A 24,975-nucleotide genomic window follows, 5' to 3' on the forward strand; every position below is an offset into this window, starting at 1 on the left:
GACGCCTTCGGTGTCGGCGTAGTAATGCTGGTAGCGGTTGTTGGCGTGGCTGTAGCTGTGGTTGCCGAGTGTAACCAGCGGAAGCTGTTTGGCGCGCTGGACGAGCGCCCTGTTGGCGGCGCTTGCTTGCGCATGCATGCCGACCATGAACATGGTCGCCGGAACCTGTTCGGCTTCCAGCACGTCGAGGATGTTGCTGGTGCCGTTCAGCGGGCCATCGTCAAAGGTGAGATAGATTGTGCGATCCGCCCCATGGGCGGGGAACGCAAGAATCAACAGTGCCGCCAGGACAATCCGAAACGGTGTCATCACCCGCACTATCAGGTTGCGATGGCGACAGGCCGCCATGTCCACAACGGCTTGTCAAGGCGTGCGGTGCATGTCGCCCAAAAGTGCGCAGCGGTTTTGGGGCAACGACATGGAGAAAACAGAGAGACAAAGCGCGTCGGATGTCTCCGCTCGAGCGCGACGCGCTTTGCCTACGCCAGGCTTCCTTGCAGCACCGTCAGCCTGGCCTTCTTCGGCATGCGGGCCGTCAGCCATTCCAGCGCCTTGTCCTGCGGCATCGGGAAGGCGATGGAATAGCCCTGCACCTGATCGCAGCCGATTGCCATCAGCGAATCGAGCTCGGCCTCGGTTTCAGCGCCTTCGGCAACGATCGAGATGCCAAGGCCACGCGCCAGCTCGGTGATGGCACGCACGATCTTCGAGTTGTCGCCATTCTCATGGATGTTCTGAACGAAGCGTCGGTCGATCTTCAGCCGGTCGATCTCGTTGGGGTTGACGTGGCTGAGCGAGGCATAGCCGGTGCCGAAATCATCGAGTTCGAGATGGACGCCGGCTGCCCTGATATGGCGCAGCTTGGCGGCGATGCCGGTCTTCTCGTCGTCGAGAATGACGGACTCGACGATTTCCAGCGACAGTTTCTGCGGCGGCAGCCCAGCCTTCTCCAGCGTCTCGAACAGGAACGCATCGAAGTCGTGCTCGCGCAGTTCGGTGCCTGAAACATTGACGGCAAGCCGCCCAAAGGCAATGCCGGCGCGGTTCCATTCGGCGGCTTCGTTGATCGCCTTCGAGATGACGATGCGGCCGATCTCCGGCATGAAGCCGCATTTCTCGGCGACCGGAATGAATTCGCCGGGCGAGATCATGCCGCGCTCGGCATGGTTCCAGCGCACCAGCGCCTCGATGCCGCTGATCGTGCCGTCGGTCAGCGAAACCTGCGGCTGGAAATAGACCTGGAACGCCCGGTCCGCGATGGCGATCTTGATGTCGTGCTCGAGCTGCTTGCGATAGTCGAGCTCGCGGCGCAACTCCTCGGAGAAGAACGAGAAGTTGCTGCCTCCCAGCTTCTTGGCGGAGTAGAGCGCCAGATCGGCGTGGACCAGCAGGTCCTGCGCATTGTCGGCGTCGACCGGGTAGACGGCGATGCCGGCGCTGGCGCCCGGAAGAATGGTCGTGCCCTGAAAGATGATCGGCTCGTTGATGTGGGCCAGGATACGCCGCGCCAGCATGTTGATGTCTTCGGTACCGCCGGCGCCGCCGAGGATCATGACGAACTCGTCGCCGCCCAGGCGTACGCACAGGTCCGATGCCCGGCAGGAATCGCGCATGCGCTGCGCCGTGACGACCAGCACATAGTCGCCGGCGGCGTGGCCGAGCGTATCGTTGATCTGCTTGAACCGGTCGAGGTCGAGCTGGACGACGGCAAGCCGCTCACGACGCCGTTGCGAGCCCTTGATCAGCGTATCGAAATGATCGGTCAGGAACGTGCGGTTGTGCAGGCCGGTGAGGCCGTCGTGCACCGCGATGAAGGCCATGGAATTGCGTGCGTCGATCAGCTCATGCGTCTTGCGCAGGATGGCGTTCGACATCGGCCGGAAGATGAAGAGCGCCACCAGCACGATCACCCCGAGGGTGGCGTAGAACAGCGTGCGGTGAAGCGCGAGCAGCTTCTCGGCGCGCTCGTCGGCATCGGCGCTGATGCGCTGGCCAAGCGCTGCGTAGCCCGACAAGGTCGCGTTGGCGACAGAGGCATCGAGATTGACGCGCTCGCCACTGCCCTTGTAGCCGTCACTGGCGCCCGTCAGCTGGGATTCAAAGGATGAAATCAGTCGCTTGCCATTGGCGACGAGGCCTACCGAGAAATAATCGAGATGGAACGGCTTGGCGAACAGCACGCTCTCGGTCGATTTCGGGTCCAATCGGGCAGGGGACATCGGGTCGGCGTTGGTCTGCTCGAGCAGCAGATCGTAGTTCGTCTCGAACTCCGCCGTCGCCTGCTTGAGAGCGCTGACCAGCGCCGGCTGCTTGTCACGCGAACCAGAACTCGTTGCGCCGGCAAGGAAGACGATGCGCTGCGACAGCGTCTTTTGCGTGCTGACTATGTCAAGCAAGGTGTTGTTGTGCTGCTGGGTGGCCATCATCTGCTGCAGCAGGATGAAGGAGGCTATCACCATGGCGGCGATGATCAGCAGGGCCAGCCAGTAGCCAGCCTTGATCAGCAGTATGAGCTTGCCTGAAACGGTTTGCACCGGCTGCTGCGACATGTTGGGGGGCGGCCCTCTCGCCAACGGATTCTTGTTGCGAGGACCATTGGCTTGCAAACGTTAACAGGTCTGGAAATCGACAGCCGGACGGCGAGGGGGAAACGCTTAAAGATCGCGAAATGGTTATCGGCCGGTTTAGCCCTGTGTCGGCATTTGAGCGGTCGTCGGTCAGTACCGTTGTCGTGACGTCGCTTCCGCGGCCGCATGACGATGCATATCGGGGCCGCCTGCCCACCGATCCGGTCGTTTTTGCGATGGATTTTTCGCGCGGGCCGGACGACAGTCGGTCCACATCAAACGAGGCCCGATCATGACCGCAGCATTTCTCTCTCACATCGACAGCGAACTCGCGGGGCTTAAGTCGGCCGGCCTCTATAAATCCGAGCGGGTGATCTCTTCGACCCAGTCGGCGCAGATCGAGGTCGGCGGTCAGAAGGTGCTTAATTTCTGCGCCAACAACTATCTCGGCCTCGCCGACAGCGCCGACCTGCGCGCGGCGGCCAGCCAGGCGCTCGACCGCTATGGCTATGGCATGGCCTCGGTGCGCTTCATCTGCGGCACGCAGGAGGAACACAAGCAGCTCGAGGCGACGATTTCATCCTTCCTCGGCCTGGAGGACACCATCCTCTACGGCTCCTGCTTCGACGCCAATGGCGGCCTGTTCGAAACGCTGTTGGGGGAGGACGATGCGATCATTTCCGATGCGCTGAACCACGCCTCGATCATCGACGGCGTGCGGCTGTCGAAGGCAAAACGCTTCCGCTACGCCAACAACGACATGGCCGACCTCGAAGCACGGTTGAAGGAGGCGAAGGATTGCCGCTTCCGGCTGATCGCCACCGACGGCGTGTTTTCCATGGATGGCATCATCGCCAATCTCAGGGGTGTCTGCGACCTCGCCGACAAGTACGATGCCATGGTTATGGTCGATGACAGCCATGCGGTCGGCTTCGTCGGCCAGAATGGCCGCGGCTCTGCAGAGCATTGCGGCGTCGAGGGCAGGATCGACATCATCACCGGCACGCTCGGCAAGGCGCTCGGCGGTGCATCCGGCGGCTACACATCGGGCAAAAGCCAAGTGGTCGACTGGCTGCGCCAGCGCTCGCGGCCCTATCTCTTTTCCAACACGCTGATGCCGGCGATCGCCGGCGCCTCGATCAAGGTGTTCGACCTGATCCGCAATGGCGACGCCTTGCGCGAACGCCTATATGCCAATGCGGCACGGTTCAGGTCGCAGATGGGCAAGCTCGGCTTCACGCTGGCCGGGGCCGATCATCCGATCATTCCGGTGATGCTGGGCGACGCGACGCTGGCGCAGGAGATGGCGGCGCGCATGCTGAAGCGCGGCATCTATGTCATCGGTTTTTCCTTCCCGGTGGTGCCGAAGGGCCAGGCGCGCATCCGCACGCAGATGTCGGCGGCGCATTCCAGTGCCGACATCGACCGTGCAGTGGAGGCGTTCGGCGCTGTCGGGCGCGAACTCGGGGTGATTTCCTGAAAGGCCGGAATCGCAAAGCGATTTCGAAACAAGAGATTCAAGGGACAGAAGCATGTCGAACATGATGAAGGCGCTGGTGAAGGCGAAGGCCGAGCCGGGCATCTGGATGGAGGAGGTGCCGGTGCCGGAGATCGGCCCCAACGACGTGCTGATCAAGGTCAGGAAGACCGCGATCTGCGGCACCGACGTCCACATCTACAATTGGGACCAGTGGGCGCAAAAGACCGTGCCAGTGCCGATGGTGACGGGCCATGAATTCGTCGGCACGGTTGCCGATTTCGGCGCCGCGGTCACCGAATATAAGGTCGGCCAGCGCGTGTCGGGCGAAGGCCACATCGTCTGCGGCCATTGCCGCAACTGCCGCGCGGGCCGGGGGCATCTCTGCCGCAACACGCTCGGCGTCGGCGTCAACCGCCCCGGCGCCTTCGGCGAGTATCTGGCGATCCCGCAGCACAATGTCGTGCCGATCCCCGACGACGTGCCGGACGAGATCGCCGCGATTTTCGATCCGCTCGGCAATGCGGTCCATACCGCCCTGTCCTTCGATCTGGTCGGCGAGGATGTGCTGGTCACCGGGGCCGGGCCGATCGGCATTATGGGCGCGCTGGTGGCGCAATGCGTCGGCGCGCGAAAGGTGGTCATCACCGACATCAACCCGGTGCGCCTGGCGCTGGCGAAAAAGCTTGGCGTGCAGCACGTCGTCGACGCCTCGAAGGAAAAGCTGCGCGACGTCATGCCGGTGCTCGGCATGACCGAGGGTTTCGACGTCGGTCTCGAAATGTCGGGAGCGGCGCCCGCCTTTCGCGACATGATCGACACCATGAACAATGGCGGCAAGATCGCCATTCTCGGCATCGCGCCGACCGGCTTCGAGATCGACTGGAACAAGGTCATCTTCAAGATGCTGCATCTCAAGGGCATCTACGGCCGCGAAATGTTCGAGACCTGGTACAAGATGATCGCGCTGGTGCAGGGGCCGCTGGATGTTTCCGGGCTGATCACCCACCGCATCGGCATCGACGACTTCCAGACCGGTTTCGATGCAATGCGCAGCGGCAGTTCCGGCAAGGTGGTGATGGACTGGTAGGCGCCGCCTAGGAGGCGTAGCGATTCTTCGCGCCGACCGCCAACGATCTAATTCTTGCCCAACGCTTGCTCTAGCGCAGCCAATCCTTCCGCGATCGCTGCACGCTCGTCCACACTCAACTTGTCCAGCAACCCCCGCTCGAACGCCTTCGCCAGCGGCACCATTTCGCCATAGGCGGCAAGGCCCGCCTTGGTCAGGGTCAGATGCTCGACGCGGCGGTCGTTTTCATCAGGAGTGCGCGTCAGCCAGCGCCGCCTTTCGAGTTCGGCAACGGCGCGTGACACCTTGGTCTTGTGCATGGCCGATTGCTCGCCGAGTGCTGTCGCGGTCATTGTGCCGTGCTGGCCCAGCCCCGAAAGGGTGCGCCATTCGGGCCGCGTCAGGCCATGGCTGTCCTTGTATATCCCCGCGAATTCCCGGCTGACCGCGTCGGCCAGGCGATAGAGCCGGTAGGGCAGGAAGTTTTCCAGGTCGAGGATTTCCATGGTTGCACATCCCGGCAGAAGCATTGGCATTGATAGTTACATTTTCGATGGTTACAAATGAAACCAGTTTGGTCAATTCCGGAGGAAGCAATGGCCTTTTCCTACATGCCGGGCTTCGGCAACGACTTCGAAACCGAAACCTTGCCGGGCTCGCTGCCGCAGGGGCGGAACTCGCCGCAGCGGCCGGCCTACGGCCTCTACGCCGAGCAGCTTTCCGGTTCGCCCTTCACCGCGCCGCGCGGCACAAATGAGCGGTCCTGGCTCTATCGGATCCGGCCGAGCGTGAAGCACACCGGCCGTTTCAAACCGGCTGACTATCCATTGTGGAAGAGCGCTCCCAATGTCGGTGATCACGAGCTGGCGCTCGGCCAGTACCGCTGGAACCCGGTGCCGATGCCGAAGGAGCCGACCGATTTCATCACCGGCATGCGCAGCATAACCACGGCCGGCGACGTGCTTGGGCAAACCGGCATGGCGGCCCACGTCTATGTCGCCAACCGCTCGATGGTTGACGACCATTTTTTCAACGCCGATGGCGAGTTGCTCATCGTGCCGCAGGTCGGCGCCTTGCGCTTCATCACCGAGATGGGCGTCATCGAGCTTAGGCCCGGCGAGATCGCCGTGCTGCCGCGCGGGCTTGTCTTCAAGGTCGAGCTGGTCGATGCCGAAGTGCGCGGCTATGTCTGCGAGAACTACGGCGCCAAGCTGACCCTGCCGGATCGTGGCCCGATCGGCGCCAATTGCCTCGCCAACCCGCGCGATTTCAAGACGCCTTGCGCCTGGTTCGAGGAGAAGGAGACGCCGTGCCGGCTGATCGTGAAGTGGTGCGGAAATTTCCATGTCACCGAGATCGGCCATTCGCCGCTGGATGTCGTCGCCTGGCACGGCAACTACGCGCCCTACAAATATGATCTGGCGACCTTTTCGCCGGTCGGTGCGCTGCTGTTCGACCACCCCGATCCGTCGATCTTCACCGTGCTCACAGCCCCGAGCGGCGAGGAAGGCACCGCCAACATCGACTTCGTCATCTTCCCGCCGCGCTGGCTGGTGGCCGAAGATACGTTCCGGCCGCCCTGGTATCACCGCAACATCATGAGCGAGTTCATGGGGCTGATCCACGGCCAGTACGATGCCAAGGAGGAGGGCTTCGTGCCCGGCGGCATCAGCCTGCACAACCTCATGCTGGCCCATGGGCCGGATGCGCCTGGCTTCGAAAAGGCCTCGCGCGCGGACCTGAAACCGGTCAAGCTCGACAGCACCATGGCCTTCATGTTCGAGACCCGTTTTCCGCAGATGCTGACCCACTACGGCGCCGAACTGGAAACCCGGCAGGACAATTACATCGACTGCTGGGCCGACCTGAAGAAGCGCTTCAACGGCACGCCCGAGGGCGACTGGTCTTGAGCAGCAAGTCCATGCCGGACCGGCTGGTGCTTTTGGGCTCGAAGGGCGGACCGGCGCTGCGGCCGGGTGGCCCATGGCCGAGCTCGTCGCTGCTGCAGATCGGCGGTCGCAGCATTGTCGTCGACTGCGGGCTTGGCGTGACGCGCGGCCTGGTCGATGCCGGCATCGGGCTGAAGGCGCTCGACCTGATCTTCATCACGCATCTGCATTCCGACCACGTGCTGGAACTCGGGCCGCTGATCCACACCGCCTGGACGGCCGGTCTGGCGTCGACCGTCGGCGTATTCGGTCCGCCAGGCACCGACCATTACTGGCGGCGCTTTTGTCAGGCGATGGAATTCGACATCGAAATCCGCATCGTCGACGAGGGCCGGCCAGATATTCGCGAACTGGTTTCGATCAACGAATTCACCGAAGGCTTGATTGTCGAGCAACGCAGCCTCAAGGTTTCGGCGCTACGCGTTGACCATCCGCCGGTGACCGACTGCTTTGCGTTGCGCTTCGAGCATGGCGGGAAAAGCGTGGTGTTCTCCGCCGATACGGCCTTCTTTCCGCCGCTCGCTGATTTTGCCCAAGGCGCCGACATCCTCGTCCACGAAGCTATGCTGGAGGAAGGCATAGAGCGGCTGGTGACCAAAACCGGCAATGGCGCGCGGCTGCGGGAACATCTGCTCGCCAGCCACAGCTTTGCCGAGGAGGCCGGGCGCATCGCCAGCGATGCCGGCGTGAAGAGGCTGGTGCTTAATCACCTCATTCCCGCCGACGATCCCGGAATCGGCGAGGGCGACTGGATCGCCGCTGTCAGGAAAACATGGGCCGGCGACTTGACGATCGCCCGCGACGGCCTTGTTGTGGAGTTCGCATGACCCTGAAAAGTGGAAACCGCTTTTCGCTGGAGATAATGCGTAAGAAAAGAATCCAAAGCGGCGCCAAGGCCGTAACAGGAGAGGAAACCGCATGAAGCTTGCCACACTGAAGGATGGGACGCGTGACGGAAAACTCGTCGTCGTCTCGCGCGACCTGACACGCTTCACCGACGCCTCGTTCCTGGTGCGCACCCTGCAGGCAGCGCTCGACGACTGGCGGCGCATCGCCCCGCACCTCGCGACAATAGCGGAATCGCTGGAGAACAACGCGGTGCCGTCGGAGCGCTTCCACGAGCATGACGCGCACTCACCGCTGCCGCGTGCCTATCAATGGGCCGATGGCTCGGCCTATGTGAACCATGTCGAACTGGTGCGGAAAGCGCGCGGCGTCGAAATGCCGGCAAGTTTCTGGACCGATCCGCTGATCTACCAGGGCGGTTCGGATTCCTTCATCGCGCCGCGTGATCCGATCCGCATGGCCGACGAAGCCTTCGGCATCGACATGGAGGGGGAAGTCGCTGTCATTGTCGACGACGTACCTATGGGCGCCAGCCTCGATGAGGCACGCGCCGCGATCCGCCTGGTGATGCTGGTCAATGACGTGACGCTGCGCGCACTCACCGGACCGGAACTCGCCAAGGGTTTCGGCTTCTTCCAATCAAAGCCGTCCTCGGCATTTTCACCTGCCGCGGTGACGCCCGATGAATTGGGCGACGCCTGGGATGGCGGCAAGGTCAGCCTGCCGCTGCTCGCCGACCTCAACGGCAAGCCGTTCGGCCGGGCCAATGCGGGCGTCGACATGACCTTCGATTTTCCGGCCCTGATCGTCCACGCCGCAAGGACGAGGCCGCTGGTATCGGGTACGATCATCGGTTCCGGCACCGTCTCCAATAAGCTCGACGGCGGGCCAGGCAAGCCTGTCTCGGCCGGCGGCGCCGGCTATTCCTGCATCGCCGAACTGCGCATGATCGAGACCATTGTATCAGGCGCGCCCAAAACGCCGTTCCTGCGCTTCGGCGACACGGTGCGCATCGAGATGAAGGACAGGACGGGTCATTCGATCTTCGGCGCCATCGAGCAGAAGGTCGAGAAATACGAGAGGTGAGGGAATGACGGGGGAAGCGTTCTATATGCTGGCGGGCGTCTGGGCGCTTGCCATATTGGCTGTCTTCATCCTGGCGATCCGGTTGAGCTACCGCATCGAGGCGCGCTCGCCGGACCTGACCAACCGCAGCGGCTTTCCGCGCAAGGCGATGATGTTCCACACCATCACCAACATGAAGGTCGCGCGGGACGGGGAGACGCAGGCAATGCGGCGGCGCATGAACAGGCTGCTGCTGATCGTTCTCGCCGGATTTGCGGTTATGTGGGCGGGTCTGTATCTGGTGCGGTCCGCCGGATGAACCTGCTGGATCATCTGCGCCGCATGGCCGGCAACAATCTCTGGTCGAACGATCGGCTGTACCGTGCTGTTCTGCAGCTCAAGCCCGGCGAATTCGCAGCCGAACGCACCAGTTTCTTCCCGTCGGTCGAGGCGACGCTCAACCACATCCTTGCGGTCGATCTTCTCTATCTCGATTTTCTCGAAGAGGGTGGCGTCGGTGCTGCCGCCCATGACGATTTTTTGCCAATCGAAGAACCGCAGGCGTTGTTTGCCGCACAGGTCGCCGCGGACCGTCGCCTGATCGCTTTTTGCGACCGGCTCTCGGCAGCCGATCTCGATCGTCAGGTCGTCACCGACCGGCGCAAGGACGGCATGATCCCCGAGCGCATCGGCGACATCCTCGCTCACGTCTTCCTGCATGACATCCACCATCGCGGCCAGGTGCACGCGATGCTTTCCGGCACGTCGGTCGCGCCGCCGCAGCTCGATGAATTCCTGCTCGACTACGATATGAAGCTGAGGAAAGAAGAGGTCGAGCGGCTGGGCCTCAAGATCTGATTTGGCGCATGACCCGAAACCAGGGTCATGCGCTATCCGCTCGACCTGAAGCCTACTCCGCCGCCTGAACCTTGATCACGCCGCGCTTGATCTGGTCCTGCTCGATCGATTCGAACAGGGCGCGGAAATTACCCTCGCCAAAGCCTTCGTCGCCCTTGCGCTGGATGAACTCGAAGAAGATCGGCCCGATAACGGTTTTCGAAAAGATCTGCAGCAGGATCTTGGTCATGCCGCCGTCGACGACGCCTTCGCCGTCGATCAGGATGCCGTGCTTCTTCATCCGTTCGATCGGCTCGTCATGGCCGTTCACGCGGTCATAGGACATGTCGTAATAGGTTTCCGGCGGGCCGGGCATGAACTTCAGTCCGTTCTCGGCCAGCCTGTCGGTGGCGGCGTAGATCTCGTCGGTGCCAACCGCAATGTGCTGGATGCCTTCGCCATTGTACTTCTTCAGATACTCGGCGATCTGGCTGGTCTCGTCCTTGGACTCGTTGAGCGGGATGCGGATCTTGCCGCAGGGCGAGGTGATGGCGCGGCTGACTAGACCGGTGATCTTGCCGTCTATATCGAAGAAATGGATCTGCTTGAAGCCGAACAAATTGCGGTAGAAATCCCACCATTTGTCCATCTGGCCGCGATAGACATTGTGGGTGAGGTGGTCGAGAAAATAGAAGCCGACGCCTTGCGGCCGCGGATCGCGCGCGCCGACCCACTCGAACTCGGCATCATAGGCCGAGCCCTTCTTGCCATAGGTGTCGATGAAATAGAGCAGCGAGCCGCCAATGCCGACGATGGCCGGCACGTCGAGCGCCTTGTCGTCGCCTTCGTAAGGCGTGGCGCCCTTGGCAACGGCGTGGTCGAAAGCGTGCTTGGCATCGACCACCCGCCAGGCCATCGATGCAGCACAAGGGCCGTGCTTGCCAGCGAACTTCATAGCATGTGAGCCCGGCTCGGCATTGACGACATAGTTGATGTCGCCCTGGCGCCAAACGGTGATGTCTTTCGTGCGGTGCTTGGCCACCGCGACATAGCCCATGCGGGTGAACAGTTCGGCGAGCTTTTCCGGCTCCGGATGCGCGAACTCGACAAACTCGAACCCATCCGTGCCGGCGGGGTTGTCCTTGCTGATCTTGGCGGGCGGGGCGTCGTGCGGGAAGGGGCCCATGATAGTCCTCCGGATATGGCTTGGCCTGAAATGGCCACCTGACGCGATCATAGCGCGGAGCCGGCGCATGGTGCTTGCATTCAAACGCTTGAAATGATCAGTTTATGCGCAAAGCGTGCACAAAAGGGCAGGACTCCATGGATGAGACGCGCATTGATCAGTTTGACCGCAAGATAATGGCACTCTTGCAGGGGGATGCGGGGTTGACCAACAACGATCTTTCGGAGCGGGTGAACCTGTCGGCGTCGCAATGCTCGCGCCGCCGCCAGCGGCTCGAGGAGGACGGCTATATCAGGGGTTACCACGCCGTGCTCGACCGCGACAAACTCGGCTTCTCGCTGGTCAACGTCATCTCGGTGACGCTCGCCACCCACAACCGCGACAATGCCAGGCGCTTTGGCGAACTGGTGGCGCGGCTGCCCGAGGTGCAGGAAGCGCACGCGCTGACCGGCGAGATGGACTATATCCTGAAAGTGGTGACGCCCGACCTGAAGTCACTATCGGAATTCGTCAACGGCGTACTGCTGCCGCACGAATCCGTGCAGCATGTCAAGACGGCGATCGTGCTTGAGACGCTGAAGGAAACCGGCGCGCTGCCGATTTGAACCTCCGGTCGATTTAACCCTTCGACTGCTGGATCAGCCCGTAGAGGTTGGTGCAGCGCGCGCCGGAGCGGCAATAGGCGAACACCGGGCCGTCGAGTTCGTCGAGCGCCTCGGCTTGATCCTCGACATTCTCGGCCGTGATCTGGCCGCTGATGACGGGGATGTAGCGGAAGGCCATGCCGGCGGCCTCGACCACTGCCTTGAGCGTGTCGGCCGAAGGCTGGCCGGGCTGCTCGTCATCGGGCCGGTTGCAGATGACGCTCTTGAAGCCGGCCTCCTTGATGGCGGTGACGTCTTCGGGCTGGATCTGGCCCGAGACCGAATAGTCCTCGCTGATCTCGCGGTATTCCATGGCAGCATCCTCGCAATCTGGTTTGGCGGAGAGTCTTGCCACTCCCTGACGTGGCCGGCAACTACTTCCTATGCCGCGGCCGGCTGAGCAAGCCGTGCCCTGGCGAAACGCGCCACGACGATGCCGGCGATCACGGCCGCGACAAAGATCGCCGTCGCGGAGGAGCCGAGACCAAGCGCGGGAATGGCGCCGCCGGGACAGAAGCCGGCGATGCCCCAGCCGATGCCGAAGACAGCGGCGCCGCCGGCCAGCTCCGCGTCGATGGCTCGCTTCGTCGGCAGGGCGAACGCGGTTTCGAACACCGGTGACTTGCGGCGCCGGAATGTCAGGCGGTAGCCGGCGAATGCGACCGCAAGGCCGCCACCCATCACGAAGATCAGGCTCGGGTCCCAGGTGCCGGCGATGTCGAAGAAGTTCAGCACCTTGGCTGGATTTATCATCCCGGACACGGCGATGCCGAGGCCGAAAATCCCCCCGATCAGAAATGCCGAGACGAGCTTATTCATGGGCTCAGCCTCCGATCACGTGGCGGATGATGAAGACGGTGACGAAGGCTGTGACCATGAAGATTGCGACGGCGACGATTGAGCGTGGCGATTGCCGCGCTATGCCGCAAATGCCATGTCCGCTCGGGCAGCCGCCACCGAAATGCACGCCGACGCCGACCAGGAAGCCGCCACCGACAAGTGCCAGCGTTGGCACGGGCACGCTGAAGGCGATGTGTCCGCCGACAGTCTGATAGAGAAGCGGCGCGGCCACGGCGCCGGCGAGAAAGGCGGCCCGCCAGCGCCATTCAGGCGAAAGCGGCGGGATGACGCCGGTCAGGATGCCGGTCATCCCGGCAATCCGCCCATGCAGTGCCATCAAGAGCACTGCCGACAGGCCAATAAGGGCGCCGCCAAGCAGGGACTGGAAAGGCGTAAAGTCTGTCATGTGATGCCGGCTTTTGATCCACGGTCGATCCGCGTCTTTGCGTAAGTCGACACCATAGCGCAAATAGGCATTTCCGTCGTGGAATCCAACTCAAACTGCCAGAGCGCAAACAGAGAGGCGGAGACCGGCTCCGCCTCTCCGGGGCGGGGACGCGTCAGCTGCCGAGGATGGCGCCTTTGATCTGGCGGATGTTGTTGTGCATCATGTCGATATAGGTCGAAGCCGGGCCGTCAGGCTGCGACAGCGCATCCGAGTAGAGCGTGCCGCCCACCTTGATGCCGGTCTCGCTGGCGATCTGCTCGATCAGGCGCGGGTTGGTGATGTTCTCGACGAAGATCGCGGCCGCCTTGTCGTGCTTCACCTGGTCGACCAGCCTGGCAACGTCTGCGGCGGACGGCTCGGAGTCCGTCGAAATGCCTTGCGGGGCGAGGAAGGTCAGGCCGTATTCGTGCTCGAAATAGCCGAAGGCGTCATGCGAGGTGATGACGACGCGCTTCGCTTCAGGGATCGACTGGATCGCGGCCTTCACTTCGCCTTCGACCGCGTCGAGCTTCTTGGTGTAGGCGGCGGCATTGGTCTGGTAGCTGACACAGCCGTCGGAATCGGCGGCGCAGAAGGCGTCGGCGATGTTCTTCACATAGATTTTTGCATTGGCGATCGACTGGAAGGCGTGCGGGTCTGTGACCGTCTTGCCGCCGCCGGTGCCGGCGCCTTCGGCAGCGTCGGCGTCGGCGAATTCTGGCTTGAAATCGATCGGCGTCACGCCCTTGGTCAAGGTGACGATCGAGGCCTTGGTGGCGCTGGCATCGACCAGCCGCTGCAGAAAGCCTTCAAAGTGCAGGCCGTTGACCAGCACGATATCGGCCTTGGCCATGGCCACCGCGTCGGCCGGGCTCGGCTCATAGACATGGGCGTCGCCATCAGGCCCGACAATGGTGGTCACATCGATGCGGTCGCCACCGACATTTCTGGCAAAATCGGCAATGACGGTGAAGCTGGCGACCACTTTCAGCGGTGCCGCGAAGGCCCGCGATGCGCCAAAGGCAGTTAATGTTATAACGCTCATCGCCAGGGCGGTACGGATCGATTTCAGCATGGGCGGGTCTCCTTTTAGGGCCAGGGACGGGTTGGTGATCAGGCCGTTCTGTGGCGGTGATGGACGATGCGGGCGCGAAGAATGCCGCGCGTGCCGAACACGATCGAGGCGAAATAGACGACGCCGGCGGACAGGATGATGGCCGGGCCGGACGGCAGCGACGCGTGATAGGACAGAAGCAACCCGGCGATGCAGGAGGCAAAGCCGATCAGCACCGCCAGCACGCACATCGGCTCGACGCGCACGGTCCAGAAACGGGCGGCTGCCGCCGGCAGCATCATCAGGCCGACCGACAGAAGCGTGCCGAGTGCCTGGAAGCCGCCGACGAGGTTGAGCACGACGAGGCCGAGGAAGATGAAATGCACCGGGCTGCCGAGCCGGCTGACCGAGCGCAGGAACAGCGGATCGAGGCATTCGGCGACCAGCGCCCGCCAGAAAATGGCGAGGCTGACCAGCGTCACCGCCACAATGCCGCCGATCAGCGTCAGCGCTTCGTTGTTGAGCGCCAGCACGGTGCCGAACAGCACATGCATGAGATCGACGCTGGAGCCGCGGATCGACACCATCAAGACGCCGATGGCGAGCGAAATCAGATAGAAGGCTGCCATCGAGGCGTCTTCGCGCTGGATGGTGAAGCGCGAGACGGCGCCAGCGCCGAGCGCCACGATGACGCCGGCGATCAGCCCGCCAATGGTCATCGGCAGGATTTCCAGGCCGTAGAGCAGGAAGCCGGCGGCGGCACCCGGCAAGATGGCATGCGCCATGGCGTCGCCGGACAGGCTCATGCGCCGCAGCATCAGGAACACGCCAACCGGGCAGGCGCCGAGCGACAGCATCAGCGAACCGATCAGCGCCCGCTGCATGAAGCCGAAATCGGCGAAGGGCGCGATGAAGAGACCGTAAAGCGTGTCCATCAGGCAGCCCTCGGTCCGGCACCGTGGTGATGGTCATGCCCGTGAGCGTGGCCATCATGGTCGTGATCGTGGTCATGAGCATGCCCGTCCGGCTCGCACCAGGGCGCATTCTCTTCCCAGGCTTCGTGGAAGCGACGGGCGCGCAACAAGTTCTCCGGCTTCAGCGTTTCCCTGGTCTCGCCCCAGGCAATCGGCTGGCGGGCCAGCAGCAGCGTTTCGGGGAAATTCTGGCGCACCAGGTCCAGATCATGGACGACGACCAGAATGGTGCGTTCCTCGCCATGCCAATGCTTGATCAGTGCGATCAGGTCGCCGACCGTCTTGGCGTCGACAGCGTTGAACGGCTCGTCGAGCAGGATGAGGTCGGCGTCCTGCAGCAGGACACGCGCAAACAGCGTGCGCTGCAACTGGCCACCCGACAGCGTGTCGATCGGCCGCTTCTCGAAGCCGCCGAGACCGACGGCCATCAGCGCCTGGCTGACGGAATCGCGATCATCCCTGGTGTGGCGGCCGAGCAGCCCGCGCCGTGGCCACAGGCCGAGCGAGACCAGATCGACCACCCGCGCCGGGAAGGAGCGGTCGAGTTCCGATTGCTGCGGCAGATAGGCGGCACGCACGCCAGGCGCGCGCGTGACCTCGCCGGCCATCGGTTTCAACACGCCGACAATACCCTTCATTAGCGTCGATTTGCCGGAGCCGTTGGCACCGACCACGGCTGTCAGCGAGCCTTTGCGAATCGCACCGTCAAGATGATGGATCGCCGGGTGGCTGCCGTAGCCAAGCGTCAGGTCGTGGAAGGTCAGGCAGGTATTTGTCATTCTGCGATCCATGGGGCAGCGAAATCCGGCCGCTGGCAGCGGCCGATTGGATATGTGATGTTATTACATTAGTCAACAAGCCATTCGGGCGGAATTGCGGCTGCCGGGTCAACTTGCCGTGTGTGGACATCATACGCCGTTGGCCCAAGGGGATTCGACCGGGCGACCTTGCCCGGAGCCGGCCGCAACTCTAAAGAAGCGCGACCACAAAGGAAGGAACCTCCCATGAGCATTCGTCGCATCGATGTTGGCCCGCGCATGAGCCAGATCGTCATCCACGGCAACACCGTCTATCTGGCCGGCCAGGTTGGTCAGCCGAGCGGCAACGTCGCGTCGCAGACCAGGGATGTCCTGGCGGCCATCGATGAACTGCTGGCCAAGGCCGGTTCGGACAAGACCAAGATCCTGCAGGCGATCATCTGGCTCGCCGACATGGGCACCTTTGCCGAGATGAACGCGGAATGGGACAAGTGGGTGCCGCAAGGCAACACGCCGGCCCGCGCCACCGGCGAAGCAAAGCTCGCCGGACCGGAATACCTGGTTGAGATCATCATCACGGCGGCGATTTAAGGCTTTCTACCTCCTCGAAGGTCCGGGTGGGGGCCGGCGCCGCCCCCACCCCACTGCTTCGCAGTCACCCTCCCCACAAGGGGAGAAGGTGATGTGGCGCTACCCCTGCGACGGCCTGAACCGCGCCACCAGCGTGTGGCTGTCGGCGGCATAGGTGAAGCGGACATGGGTGACCGGATGCTCGGCGCTCCATGTCCGACGCTCGACCACCAGACAGGGCGCGCCGGCCGCGATGTCGAGCGCTGCCGCGATCTGCCTGTCGGCGCCGACCGCACGAATGCGGTGCTCGGCCTCGCTCCACGGCACGCGTCCAATCAGCCACGGGCTGGGCGCGATGGCCAGAAATTCCTCGTCGGCCGCTTCCGGCACGGCGGTGAGATTGATGAGTCGCCGCTCATGCGCGAACGGCCGCTTGCCGGCGAAATGCCGGCATTCCAGTGCCAGCACAGGTCCGGCGGCACCGAGTTCCAGCAAAGCGCGGTCCTCGGCGTCGCTGCGCCTTTTGTGCCGCGCCACGCGCTCGTAGCGATAAAGCAGGCCGAGTGCTTCGACCTCGACCCGGATGTCATGGATCTCCAGCACGGCCGCTTGCGATTGCGGTTGGCGGACAAAGCTGCCGGAACGGCGGCGCCGCTCGATCAGTCCGGCCTTGGCAAGCTGCGACAGCGCCTTGTTCACCGTCATGCGCGAGCAATTGTATTGCACGCTCAGTTCGTGCTCGAACGGAATGCGATGACCGGGCGCCCAGGCACCCGACAGGATCCTTTCGCTGATGTCGGACAGGATGCGCTGGTGCAGCGAGACGCCGCCTTCCGCATCCGCCGTCTCGATCATGCTCATGCCGAAAGCGCCGTCATCACGCCGCGAAACCGCTCGGCGATGGCCTCGCGCCTTGCATGCCGCCCGCCGCTGACCTGTTTGTTGCCATGCACCCAGACGCAGTCGACCTTGCTGCCATTGGCGAAGATCCAGGCGTCGAGGATCGCGTCACCGGTCTTGCCGGCCAGCGAGGGGTGATTGCCGTCGAGCGAGACGAGATCGGCGGATGCTCCCTTAGCGATTTGCGAGGCGCCGGCCCCGAGGGCGGCACTGCCGCCGTCGAGCGCGGCCTCGAACAGCGCGTGTCCGGTCGAGCCGCCGGCTACCGCCAGCACATTGCGGGCGCGGTGTGCAAGGCGCTGCGAATATTCGAGCTGGCGCAACTCGTCGGGCAGGCCGATCAGCACATTGGAATCGGAGCCGACGCCGAAGCGGCCGCCATGCTCCCAGAACAGCGGCGCTGCAAAAGTGCCATCGCCAAGATTGGCCTCGGTGATCGGACAAAGGCCGGCGATCGCGCCGCTCCTGGCCATCGCGACCGTTTCGACATCGGTCATATGCGTGGCGTGGATGAGACACCAGCGTTGGTCTACTTTCGCGTTGGCCAGCAGGAATTCGACCGGTCGCGCGCCCGACCAGGCAAGGCAGTCCTCGACTTCCTTCACCTGCTCGGCGACGTGGATATGGATCGGCCCATCCGGCGCCATGGCGGCCACCTCAGTTAATTCCTCGACTGTCGCGGCGCGCAGACTGTGCGGAGCGACGCCGACAACAGCTTGATTCAAAGTGCGAACGCATTCCCGGCTTTTCTCAACAAGCCTGGAGAAGCGATTCACATCGTTGATGAAACGCCGTTGGCCTTCGTTGGGCGCAGCGCCTCCGAAAGAAGAGTGCGCGTAGAACACCGGCAGCAGCGTCAGGCCGATGCCCGTTTCGCCGGCCGCCGCCGCGATGCGCTCGGCCATCTCGGCAAGATTGGCGTAGGGTTTTCCATCGCGGTCGTGATGCAGATAGTGAAATTCGCCGACGCGTGAAAAGCCGGCCTCCAGCATCTCGACATAAAGCTGCGCGGCAACCGCCTCGACCTGGTCGGGCGTCATCGACAGGGCGAAGCGATACATCACCTCGCGCCAGCTCCAGAAACTGTCGGCGGAAGACCCACGAAGCTCGGCCAATCCGGCCATGCCGCGCTGGAAGGCATGGCTGTGCAAATTGGGCATGCCGGGCAGCAGGATCGTGTGGCGTTCGTCGCCGGCCACGGCGGTCGCACCCGGCTCGACCGTTGTTATGCGTCCCTTGGCCAAGGTGATCCGCACATTGCTGTGCCAGCCATTGGGAAGGAGCGCCTGTTCAGCGAAGATGTCAGTCACTTTTCTCTCCGGTTCCCTGTCTCATATGCGATGATGGCACTTGCAGTGCGTTTCAATATGTATATACATAATCGCCACCGATTGAAACGGAAAAGATGATGGCTGCAGAGAGCAAAAGCCGGGCAGGGGGTCTTCGTCTATGGCGCAATGCGCGCCTGGCGACCATGGCCGAGGGTGCCGCCGGACTTGGCGTCGTCGAACACGGCGCGGTCGCCGTGCGTGACGGCCGCATTGTCTATGCCGGCCCTGAATCGGGCATGCCCGCAACGCTTGCCCAAAATGTCGAGACGATCGATTGCGAGCAGCGCTGGATCACGCCCGGCCTGATCGACTGCCATACCCATCTGGTCCATGCCGGCAACCGCGCCAATGAATTCGAGATGAGGCTGGCCGGCGCCACCTATGAAGAGGTCGCCAGGGCCGGCGGCGGCATTGTCTCTTCGGTCAAATCCTTGCGTGCCGCCGGCGAAGACGATCTGGTCGCGCAATCGCTGCCGCGCCTCGATGCGTTGATCGCCGAGGGCGTGACGACGGTAGAAGTAAAGTCGGGCTATGGGCTCGATCTGGAAAACGAAAAGAAGTCGCTGCGCGCCGCACGGCGGCTGGGCGGTGAGCGGCCGGTGACGATCCGCACGACTTTCCTCGGCGCCCATGCGTTGCCGCCGGAAGCCAAAGGCGACAAGGACGCCTTTATCGATCTGGTCGCAAGAGAAATTCTCCCGGCGGTTGCCGCCGAGGGGCTGGCCGATGCCGTCGACGGGTTTTGCGAAGGCATTGCCTTTTCTCCGGAGCAGATGGCGCGGGTGTTCGATGCCGCCAAGGCGGCAGGCCTGCCGGTCAAGCTCCACGCGGACCAGCTCTCCAACCTGCATGGCGCCGAACTTGCCGCCCGCTATGATGCGCTGTCGGCCGATCATCTCGAATACACCGATGAGGCAGGCGCCGTGGCCATGGCGAAGGCGGGAACCGTGGCGACGATCCTGCCCGGTGCCTACTATTTCATTCGCGAGACCAAGAAGCCGCCGGTCAGCCTGTTCCGCCAGCACGGCGTCAGAATGGCGGTCGCCACCGACAACAATCCCGGCACCTCGCCGCTGACCTCGCTTTTGCTGACCATGAACATGGCGGCGACCTTGTTCGGCCTGACGGTCGACGAATGCCTGGCAGGCGTTACCCGCGAAGCCGCCCGCGCGCTCGGCCTGCTGGGAGAGACCGGCACGCTGGAAGCCGGCAAATCCGCCGATCTGGCGATCTGGAACATCGAGCGCCCCGCTGAACTCGTCTACCGCATGGGCTTCAACCCGCTGCATGCCCGCATCTGGAGAGGACAATGACCGAACTGACCCTGAAGCCTGGCAATGCGACGCTGGCCGACTGGCGCGCCATCTACCGTGGCGCCGTGCCCAAGCTTGACGATGCCTGCCAGCCAAAAATCAAGGCGAGCGCCGAGGCCGTCGCCAGGATCGTCGCCAAGGGCGACCCGGTCTATGGCATCAACACCGGCTTCGGCAAACTGGCCAGCGTCCGCATCCCCGCCGCGGACCTCGAGACCTTGCAGCGCAACATCGTGCTGTCGCATGCCGCCGGCGTCGGCGAGCCGATGCCGGTCGCTGTTTGCCGGCTGATGATGGCGCTGAAGTTGGCCAGCCTGGCGCAGGGCGCCTCCGGCGTGCGGCCGCAGACCATCGAGTTGCTTGAAGCGATGCTCGCCAACGACGTCATCCCGGTGGTGCCGGCGCAAGGCTCCGTCGGCGCTTCCGGCGACCTTGCCCCGCTGTCGCACATGACCGCGGTGATGATCGGCGTCGGCGAATGCTTTACCCCGCATGGCCGTTTCCCGGCCAAGGTCGCCTTCGTCTCGCACGGGCTGGAGCCTGTGACATTGGGCGCCAAGGAAGGCCTGGCACTGCTCAATGGCACGCAATTCTCGACGGCCTATGCGTTGGCCGCTTTGTTCGAGGCCGAAGTGCTCTACCAGTCGGCGCTGGTCGTCGGCGCCTTGTCGACCGACGCGGCAAAAGGCTCCGACGCGCCCTTCGATCCGCGCATCCATCAACTGAGAAAGCATCGCGGCCAGATCGAGACGGCGGATGCCCTGCGCAATCTGATGGCCGGCAGCGCCATCCGTGAATCGCATCGCGTCGGCGACGAGCGCGTGCAGGATCCCTATTGCCTGCGCTGCCAGCCGCAAGTGATGGGTGCGGCACTCACCGTCCTGCGTCAGGCGGCGGACACGCTGGGCACCGAGGCGAATGGCGTCACCGACAATCCGCTGATCTTCGCCGAGGACGATACCGCACTTTCCGGCGGCAATTTTCATGCTGAGCCGGTGGCCTTTGCCGCCGACATGATCGCGCTCGCCGTTTGCGAGATCGGCTCGCTGTCGGAGCGGCGCATCGCCATGCTGGTCGACCCCGCGCTGTCGGGCATGCCGGCCTTCCTGACGCCCAAGCCCGGCTTGAATTCCGGTTTCATGATCCCGCAGGTGACGGCGGCGGCGCTCGTTTCCGAGAACAAGCAGAAAGCCTATCCGGCCAGCGTCGATTCCATCCCGACCTCAGCCAACCAGGAAGACCACGTTTCGATGGCAGCGCATGGCGCGCGCCGGCTGCTCGGCATGGTCGAGAATGCGACGGCAGTGATCGGCATCGAATTGCTGGCCGCAGCGCAAGGCTGCGATTTCCATGCGCCACTGGCATCGAGCAATGCCCTGGAAGCGGTGCGCAAGTTGGTCCGGGCCGAGGTGCCGCATCTCGACAATGACCGCCACTTCCATCCTGATATGGAAAAAGCCATCGCCATGGTGCGCAGCGGCGCGACCGTCAAGGCAGCCGGCGCGCTAACACTGCCTTCGATCTCGGGAGCCTGAACATGACCGACTGGCTTACAGTGACGGAAGGCACGGCACCTCTGCTGGTGTCGATCCCGCATACCGGCATCGATCTCGCCGGCATCGACAACCGGCTGGTCTCACCCTGGCTCGGTCGCCGCGACTGCGACTGGTGGATCGACCAGCTCTACGATTTCGCAGCCGACCTTGGCGCGACAGTCGTGCATACGTCGATCTCCCGCACCGTCATCGACGTCAACCGCGATCCCTCAGGCGCCTCGCTCTATCCTGGGCAGACGACGACGACGCTTTGTCCGACAGAGACTTTCGACGGCGATCCGCTTTACCTGCCCGGCGAGGAACCGATGCCGGCGGAAATCAGCCAGCGCTATCAGTCGTATTTCGCACCCTACCATGAAATGTTGGGGGCGCAGGCCATCAGGATGCGCGGCCTGCATCCGAAGGTCGTCATCTATGATTGCCACTCGATCCGCTCGGTTCTGCCGCGTCTGTTCTATGGCACGCTGCCGGTGTTCAATCTCGGCACCAATGACGGCCAGACCGCCGATCCAGTGCTGCAGGGCCTAGTCGGCCAGATCATGGCCGAAAGCGGCGACAGCTACGTCATCAACGGCCGTTTCAAGGGTGGCTGGATCACGCGCTACTTCGGCAATCCGCAAGGCGGCTTCCATGCCCTTCAGATGGAACTTGCCGATCGCGGCTACTTGTATGAGCCCGAGGGCAAGGGTGAACCGGACAATTGGCCGGTGCCTTATGATGCCGCGTTCGCCGCACCCATGGCCGCGAAGCTGAAGAAGATTCTCGAGACCGCGATCACCTGGGCGCAGAGCTGACATCGAAACATCGGGAGGATGTCATGAACCGCCATGCCAGGATCGGCTTTCTCGCCATTCTGTTCGCAGCGACGCCGGTTTTCGGCGCGTCCGCCGATGAGGTGACGATGAAGGGCGCCAATATCCTCGCCACCTTGAAAGGCGCGCATGTCGAAGGGCCGGACTGGACACAGAGCTTCGACGACGGCGGCGCCACCATCTACACAAAAGGCGGCACCCAGTCTCCCGGGCGTTGGGATGTTCGTGGCGACCAGTACTGCTCGCTATCGCCGCCTTAGGATGTCTGGGCCTGCTACGCCATGACCATCGATACTTCCGACCCTGCCCATGAGCAGGTCACCTGGATCAGTGCTGACGGCCACCGCAACGCCGCGCACCTCATTCGAAAGGGACAATGATGAACAATCCTCGCCACAACATCCGCGAAGTCCGCAGCCCGCGCGGCACGGAAATCAGCGCCCGCTCCTGGTTGACGGAGGCGCCGCTGCGCATGCTGATGAACAATCTCGACCCGGACGTCGCCGAAAACCCCAACGAGCTGGTTGTCTATGGCGGCATCGGCCGGGCGGCGCGCACCTGGAACGACTTTGACCGCATCGTCGCCTCGTTGAGGACGCTGGCCGATGACGAGACCTTGCTTGTGCAGTCGGGCAAGCCGGTCGGCGTCTTCCGCACCCATCCCGACGCGCCGCGCGTGCTGATCGCCAACTCCAACCTGGTGCCGCACTGGGCGACATGGGAAAAGTTCAACGAGCTCGATAAGAAGGGCCTGATGATGTACGGCCAGATGACGGCCGGCTCGTGGATCTACATCGGCACGCAAGGCATCGTGCAGGGCACCTACGAGACCTTCGTCGAGGCCGGCCGCCAGCACTATGGCGGCAATCTCAAGGGCAAGTGGATCCTGACCGGCGGCCTCGGCGGCATGGGCGGCGCCCAGCCGCTCGCCGCAGTCATGGCCGGCGCCTGCTGCCTGGCCATCGAATGCAACCCGGATTCGATCGATTTCCGCCTGCGCACCCGCTATGTCGACGAGAAGGCCGAGACACTCGACGAGGCGATGGCGATGATCGAGCGCTGGACCAAGGCAGGCGAGGCGAAGTCGGTGGGCCTGCTCGGCAATACGGCCGAGATCGTTCCGGAAATGTTCAGGCGCGGCATTCGCCCCGATATGGTCACCGACCAGACCTCGGCCCACGACCCCATCAACGGCTATCTGCCCAAGGGCTGGACGATGGCTGAGTGGCGTGAGAAGCGCGTCAGCGACCCGAAGGCAGTTGAAAAAGCCGCCCGCGTCTCGATGCGCGAACATGTCGAGGCGATGGTGGCGTTCTGGAACGCCGGCGTGCCGACGCTCGACTACGGCAACAACATCCGCCAGGTGGCCAAGGAGGAGGGGTTCGAGAACGCCTTCGCCTTCCCCGGCTTCGTGCCGGCCTATATCCGTCCGCTGTTTTGCCGCGGCATCGGCCCGTTCCGCTGGGCGGCCCTGTCGGGCGATCCGGAGGATATCTACAAGACCGACGCCAAGGTTCGCGAACTGACGCCCGGCAACACCCATCTGCACAACTGGCTCGACATGGCGCGCGAGCGCATCGCCTTCCAGGGCCTGCCGGCGCGCATCTGCTGGGTCGGTCTTGGCGACCGGCACAGGCTCGGCCTCGCCTTCAACGAGATGGTGGCCAAGGGCGAGCTCAAGGCGCCTGTGGTCATCGGCCGCGACCATCTCGATTCCGGCTCGGTCGCCTCGCCGAACCGCGAGACGGAATCGATGAAGGACGGCTCCGACGCGGTGTCCGACTGGCCGCTGCTCAACGCGCTGCTCAACACCGCATCGGGCGCCACCTGGGTGTCGTTGCACCATGGCGGTGGTGTCGGCATGGGCTTCTCACAGCACGCCGGCATGGTCATCGTCGCCGACGGTACGCGTGAGGCGGCCAGGCGCCTCGAGCGGGTGTTGTGGAACGACCCGGCGACCGGCGTCATGCGCCACGCCGATGCCGGCTACGACATCGCCGTCGAATGCGCGAGGGAGCACCAGCTCAACCTGCCCGGCATTCTCGGGTGATGGACTGACTGATGCGCGTCCTGCGGGCAGCCGGATACAAGTCCATGCCGTGGAAGAACGGCGGCGGGGTGACGACCGAGGTCGCCGTCTCGCCTGCCGGCGCCGGGCTCGATGACTTCGACTGGCGCGTGTCGATGGCGCGCGTCGAAGGCAGCGGTCCGTTCTCGCAATTTGCCGGTATCGATCGCACGCTTGCCGTGCTCGAAGGCGAGGGCATCGTGCTCGATATTGCTGGCCGCCCGCCGATATCAGTCACCAGGGCGACCGATCCACTTTCTTTCGCGGCTGACGTGGCGACCGCGGCCGCGCTGATCGGCGGGCCGATCACCGATCTCAATGTCATGACCCGCCGCAGCCGGATGACGCATTCGGTCGAACGCCTTATGCTTTCGAACCCTGTGGAAATCAGGACCGGGACCGGGACGACCCTCGTCCTGTGTCTGAACGGCGAAGTCACCGTCCCCGGCACCGAGTCGGTCCACCTCGGGCCGCTCGACACGCTGCTGCCCGGCCCGGACACCGCCAGCCTCTTTATCCAGCCCGTCCAGGAGACGGCGCTGTTCGTGATCCGGATCGGCGGCATCTCCGGCAACGATTAACGCTTGTTTCCAAACATGATCGCAGTGCCGGCGAAATATAGCGTAAGCTGTCGGCGGCATCACGAAAAAGCCTGAATCCTCCCCGTCGATCGAGCCTGACGGGAAGAGGGGCGCTCGTCTTGGGACTTTTGCTGAGAGACAACGCCCTGTC

26 protein-coding genes and 1 pseudogene are annotated in these 24,975 nt (G+C 63.5%); 15 read left to right on the top strand and 12 right to left on the bottom strand.

The window, feature by feature from the left end:
• Window positions 1-36: 36 nt before the first annotated feature.
• Together AC07FD_RS11135 and AC07FD_RS11140 are read right to left on the bottom strand one after the other, a co-directional pair.
• Window positions 37-348: pseudogene (locus AC07FD_RS11135) on the bottom strand (polysaccharide deacetylase family protein); the annotation flags it as partial.
• Window positions 349-479: 131 nt separating this feature from the next.
• Window positions 480-2,549, bottom strand: coding sequence for a putative bifunctional diguanylate cyclase/phosphodiesterase (locus AC07FD_RS11140; protein WP_477398236.1), 2,070 nt, complete (start codon window positions 2,547-2,549; stop codon window positions 480-482).
• A 310-nt stretch (window positions 2,550-2,859) separates the two neighbouring features.
• On the opposite strand from AC07FD_RS11140, the gene AC07FD_RS11145 reads away from it, so the two are divergent.
• Entirely contained in the window at window positions 2,860-4,047 is a 1,188-nt protein-coding gene (locus AC07FD_RS11145; protein WP_478349885.1) for a glycine C-acetyltransferase, read from the top strand.
• Window positions 4,048-4,099: 52 nt separating this feature from the next.
• Window positions 4,100-5,134 carry an L-threonine 3-dehydrogenase gene (gene tdh, locus AC07FD_RS11150; RefSeq protein ID WP_040584004.1) on the top strand — a complete coding sequence of 345 codons (1,035 nt, stop codon included), beginning with the start codon at window positions 4,100-4,102 and terminating at the stop codon, window positions 5,132-5,134.
• Window positions 5,135-5,181: 47 nt separating this feature from the next.
• Here the strand turns inward: tdh and AC07FD_RS11155 are convergent, their stop codons facing one another.
• Window positions 5,182-5,619 carry a MarR family winged helix-turn-helix transcriptional regulator gene (locus tag AC07FD_RS11155; protein WP_478349886.1) on the bottom strand — a complete coding sequence of 146 codons (438 nt, stop codon included), beginning with the start codon at window positions 5,617-5,619 and terminating at the stop codon, window positions 5,182-5,184.
• A 90-nt stretch (window positions 5,620-5,709) separates the two neighbouring features.
• Between AC07FD_RS11155 and hmgA the strand changes: the two genes are divergently transcribed.
• From hmgA to AC07FD_RS11180, 5 genes are all read left to right on the top strand, one after another.
• Window positions 5,710-7,023 carry a homogentisate 1,2-dioxygenase gene (gene hmgA, locus AC07FD_RS11160; protein WP_478349887.1) on the top strand — a complete coding sequence of 438 codons (1,314 nt, stop codon included), beginning with the start codon at window positions 5,710-5,712 and terminating at the stop codon, window positions 7,021-7,023.
• Between the two features lie 11 nt (window positions 7,024-7,034).
• Window positions 7,035-7,889, top strand: coding sequence for an MBL fold metallo-hydrolase (locus tag AC07FD_RS11165; protein ID WP_478349911.1), 855 nt, complete (start codon window positions 7,035-7,037; stop codon window positions 7,887-7,889).
• 91 nt (window positions 7,890-7,980) lie between these two features.
• Window positions 7,981-8,994 carry a fumarylacetoacetate hydrolase family protein gene (locus AC07FD_RS11170; RefSeq protein WP_477304473.1) on the top strand — a complete coding sequence of 338 codons (1,014 nt, stop codon included), beginning with the start codon at window positions 7,981-7,983 and terminating at the stop codon, window positions 8,992-8,994.
• A gap of 4 nt (window positions 8,995-8,998) precedes the next feature.
• Window positions 8,999-9,292 (top strand): hypothetical protein, encoded by a 294-nt coding sequence (locus AC07FD_RS11175; protein ID WP_478349888.1) that lies wholly within the window; start codon window positions 8,999-9,001, stop codon window positions 9,290-9,292.
• On the top strand, window positions 9,289-9,831 hold the full coding sequence (locus AC07FD_RS11180; RefSeq protein ID WP_478349889.1) for a DinB family protein: 543 nt from the start codon (window positions 9,289-9,291) through the stop codon (window positions 9,829-9,831). The genes AC07FD_RS11175 and AC07FD_RS11180 overlap by 4 nt, the downstream gene beginning before the upstream one ends.
• A 52-nt stretch (window positions 9,832-9,883) precedes the next feature.
• On the opposite strand, the gene hppD is transcribed toward AC07FD_RS11180, so the two are convergent.
• Window positions 9,884-10,996: a 4-hydroxyphenylpyruvate dioxygenase gene (hppD, locus tag AC07FD_RS11185; protein ID WP_478349890.1), complete on the bottom strand. Its 1,113-nt coding sequence runs from the start codon at window positions 10,994-10,996 to the stop codon at window positions 9,884-9,886.
• Window positions 10,997-11,133: 137 nt separating this feature from the next.
• On the opposite strand from hppD, the gene AC07FD_RS11190 reads away from it, so the two are divergent.
• Window positions 11,134-11,601, top strand: a complete 468-nt coding sequence (locus tag AC07FD_RS11190; protein WP_478349891.1) for an Lrp/AsnC family transcriptional regulator — start codon at window positions 11,134-11,136, stop codon at window positions 11,599-11,601.
• A gap of 13 nt (window positions 11,602-11,614) precedes the next feature.
• On the opposite strand, the gene AC07FD_RS11195 is transcribed toward AC07FD_RS11190, so the two are convergent.
• The 6 genes from AC07FD_RS11195 to aztA all read right to left on the bottom strand — a co-directional run bounded on the left by AC07FD_RS11195 (window position 11,615) and on the right by aztA (window position 15,714).
• Entirely contained in the window at window positions 11,615-11,953 is a 339-nt protein-coding gene (locus AC07FD_RS11195) for a protein tyrosine phosphatase family protein (RefSeq protein WP_478349892.1), read from the bottom strand.
• A 68-nt stretch (window positions 11,954-12,021) separates the two neighbouring features.
• Window positions 12,022-12,459, bottom strand: a complete 438-nt coding sequence (locus tag AC07FD_RS11200; RefSeq protein ID WP_478349893.1) for a DUF6691 family protein — start codon at window positions 12,457-12,459, stop codon at window positions 12,022-12,024.
• Between the two features lie 4 nt (window positions 12,460-12,463).
• Window positions 12,464-12,886: a YeeE/YedE family protein gene (locus tag AC07FD_RS11205; protein ID WP_478349894.1), complete on the bottom strand. Its 423-nt coding sequence runs from the start codon at window positions 12,884-12,886 to the stop codon at window positions 12,464-12,466.
• A gap of 154 nt (window positions 12,887-13,040) precedes the next feature.
• The gene (gene aztC / locus AC07FD_RS11210; protein ID WP_478349895.1) at window positions 13,041-13,982 is read right to left on the bottom strand and encodes a zinc ABC transporter substrate-binding protein AztC; all 942 of its coding nucleotides are present in this window, start codon (window positions 13,980-13,982) and stop codon (window positions 13,041-13,043) included.
• 38 nt (window positions 13,983-14,020) lie between these two features.
• Window positions 14,021-14,896, bottom strand: a complete 876-nt coding sequence (aztB, locus tag AC07FD_RS11215) for a zinc ABC transporter permease AztB (protein WP_478349896.1) — start codon at window positions 14,894-14,896, stop codon at window positions 14,021-14,023.
• Window positions 14,896-15,714 carry a zinc ABC transporter ATP-binding protein AztA gene (aztA, locus tag AC07FD_RS11220; RefSeq protein ID WP_478349897.1) on the bottom strand — a complete coding sequence of 273 codons (819 nt, stop codon included), beginning with the start codon at window positions 15,712-15,714 and terminating at the stop codon, window positions 14,896-14,898. Before aztA ends, aztB begins: the two co-directional genes overlap by 1 nt.
• Before the next feature lie 225 nt (window positions 15,715-15,939).
• Between aztA and AC07FD_RS11225 the strand changes: the two genes are divergently transcribed.
• Window positions 15,940-16,284 (top strand): RidA family protein, encoded by a 345-nt coding sequence (locus AC07FD_RS11225; RefSeq protein WP_478349898.1) that lies wholly within the window; start codon window positions 15,940-15,942, stop codon window positions 16,282-16,284.
• Window positions 16,285-16,383: 99 nt separating this feature from the next.
• Here the strand turns inward: AC07FD_RS11225 and hutC are convergent, their stop codons facing one another.
• Together hutC and AC07FD_RS11235 are read right to left on the bottom strand one after the other, a co-directional pair.
• Window positions 16,384-17,124, bottom strand: a complete 741-nt coding sequence (gene hutC / locus AC07FD_RS11230) for a histidine utilization repressor (RefSeq protein WP_478349899.1) — start codon at window positions 17,122-17,124, stop codon at window positions 16,384-16,386.
• A complete protein-coding gene (locus AC07FD_RS11235) occupies window positions 17,121-18,473 on the bottom strand; it encodes a formimidoylglutamate deiminase (protein WP_478349900.1) in 1,353 nt (450 codons plus the stop codon). Before AC07FD_RS11235 ends, hutC begins: the two co-directional genes overlap by 4 nt.
• 98 nt (window positions 18,474-18,571) lie before the next feature.
• Between AC07FD_RS11235 and hutI the strand changes: the two genes are divergently transcribed.
• The 6 genes from hutI to AC07FD_RS11265 all read left to right on the top strand — a co-directional run bounded on the left by hutI (window position 18,572) and on the right by AC07FD_RS11265 (window position 24,824).
• Window positions 18,572-19,807 carry an imidazolonepropionase gene (gene hutI, locus AC07FD_RS11240; RefSeq protein ID WP_478349901.1) on the top strand — a complete coding sequence of 412 codons (1,236 nt, stop codon included), beginning with the start codon at window positions 18,572-18,574 and terminating at the stop codon, window positions 19,805-19,807.
• Window positions 19,804-21,342 carry a histidine ammonia-lyase gene (gene hutH, locus AC07FD_RS11245; RefSeq protein ID WP_478349902.1) on the top strand — a complete coding sequence of 513 codons (1,539 nt, stop codon included), beginning with the start codon at window positions 19,804-19,806 and terminating at the stop codon, window positions 21,340-21,342. Before hutI ends, hutH begins: the two co-directional genes overlap by 4 nt.
• 2 nt (window positions 21,343-21,344) lie before the next feature.
• The gene (gene hutG / locus AC07FD_RS11250) at window positions 21,345-22,157 is read left to right on the top strand and encodes an N-formylglutamate deformylase (protein ID WP_478349903.1); all 813 of its coding nucleotides are present in this window, start codon (window positions 21,345-21,347) and stop codon (window positions 22,155-22,157) included.
• A gap of 23 nt (window positions 22,158-22,180) precedes the next feature.
• Window positions 22,181-22,435, top strand: a complete 255-nt coding sequence (locus tag AC07FD_RS11255; protein ID WP_478349904.1) for a hypothetical protein — start codon at window positions 22,181-22,183, stop codon at window positions 22,433-22,435.
• A 116-nt stretch (window positions 22,436-22,551) separates the two neighbouring features.
• Complete coding sequence (gene hutU, locus AC07FD_RS11260; protein ID WP_478349905.1) at window positions 22,552-24,225, top strand: urocanate hydratase; 1,674 nt, start codon at window positions 22,552-22,554, stop codon at window positions 24,223-24,225.
• Window positions 24,226-24,236: 11 nt separating this feature from the next.
• Window positions 24,237-24,824 carry a HutD/Ves family protein gene (locus AC07FD_RS11265; RefSeq protein WP_478349906.1) on the top strand — a complete coding sequence of 196 codons (588 nt, stop codon included), beginning with the start codon at window positions 24,237-24,239 and terminating at the stop codon, window positions 24,822-24,824.
• Window positions 24,825-24,975: the final 151 nt, after the last annotated feature.

This window comes from Mesorhizobium waitakense, assembly GCF_056431085.1.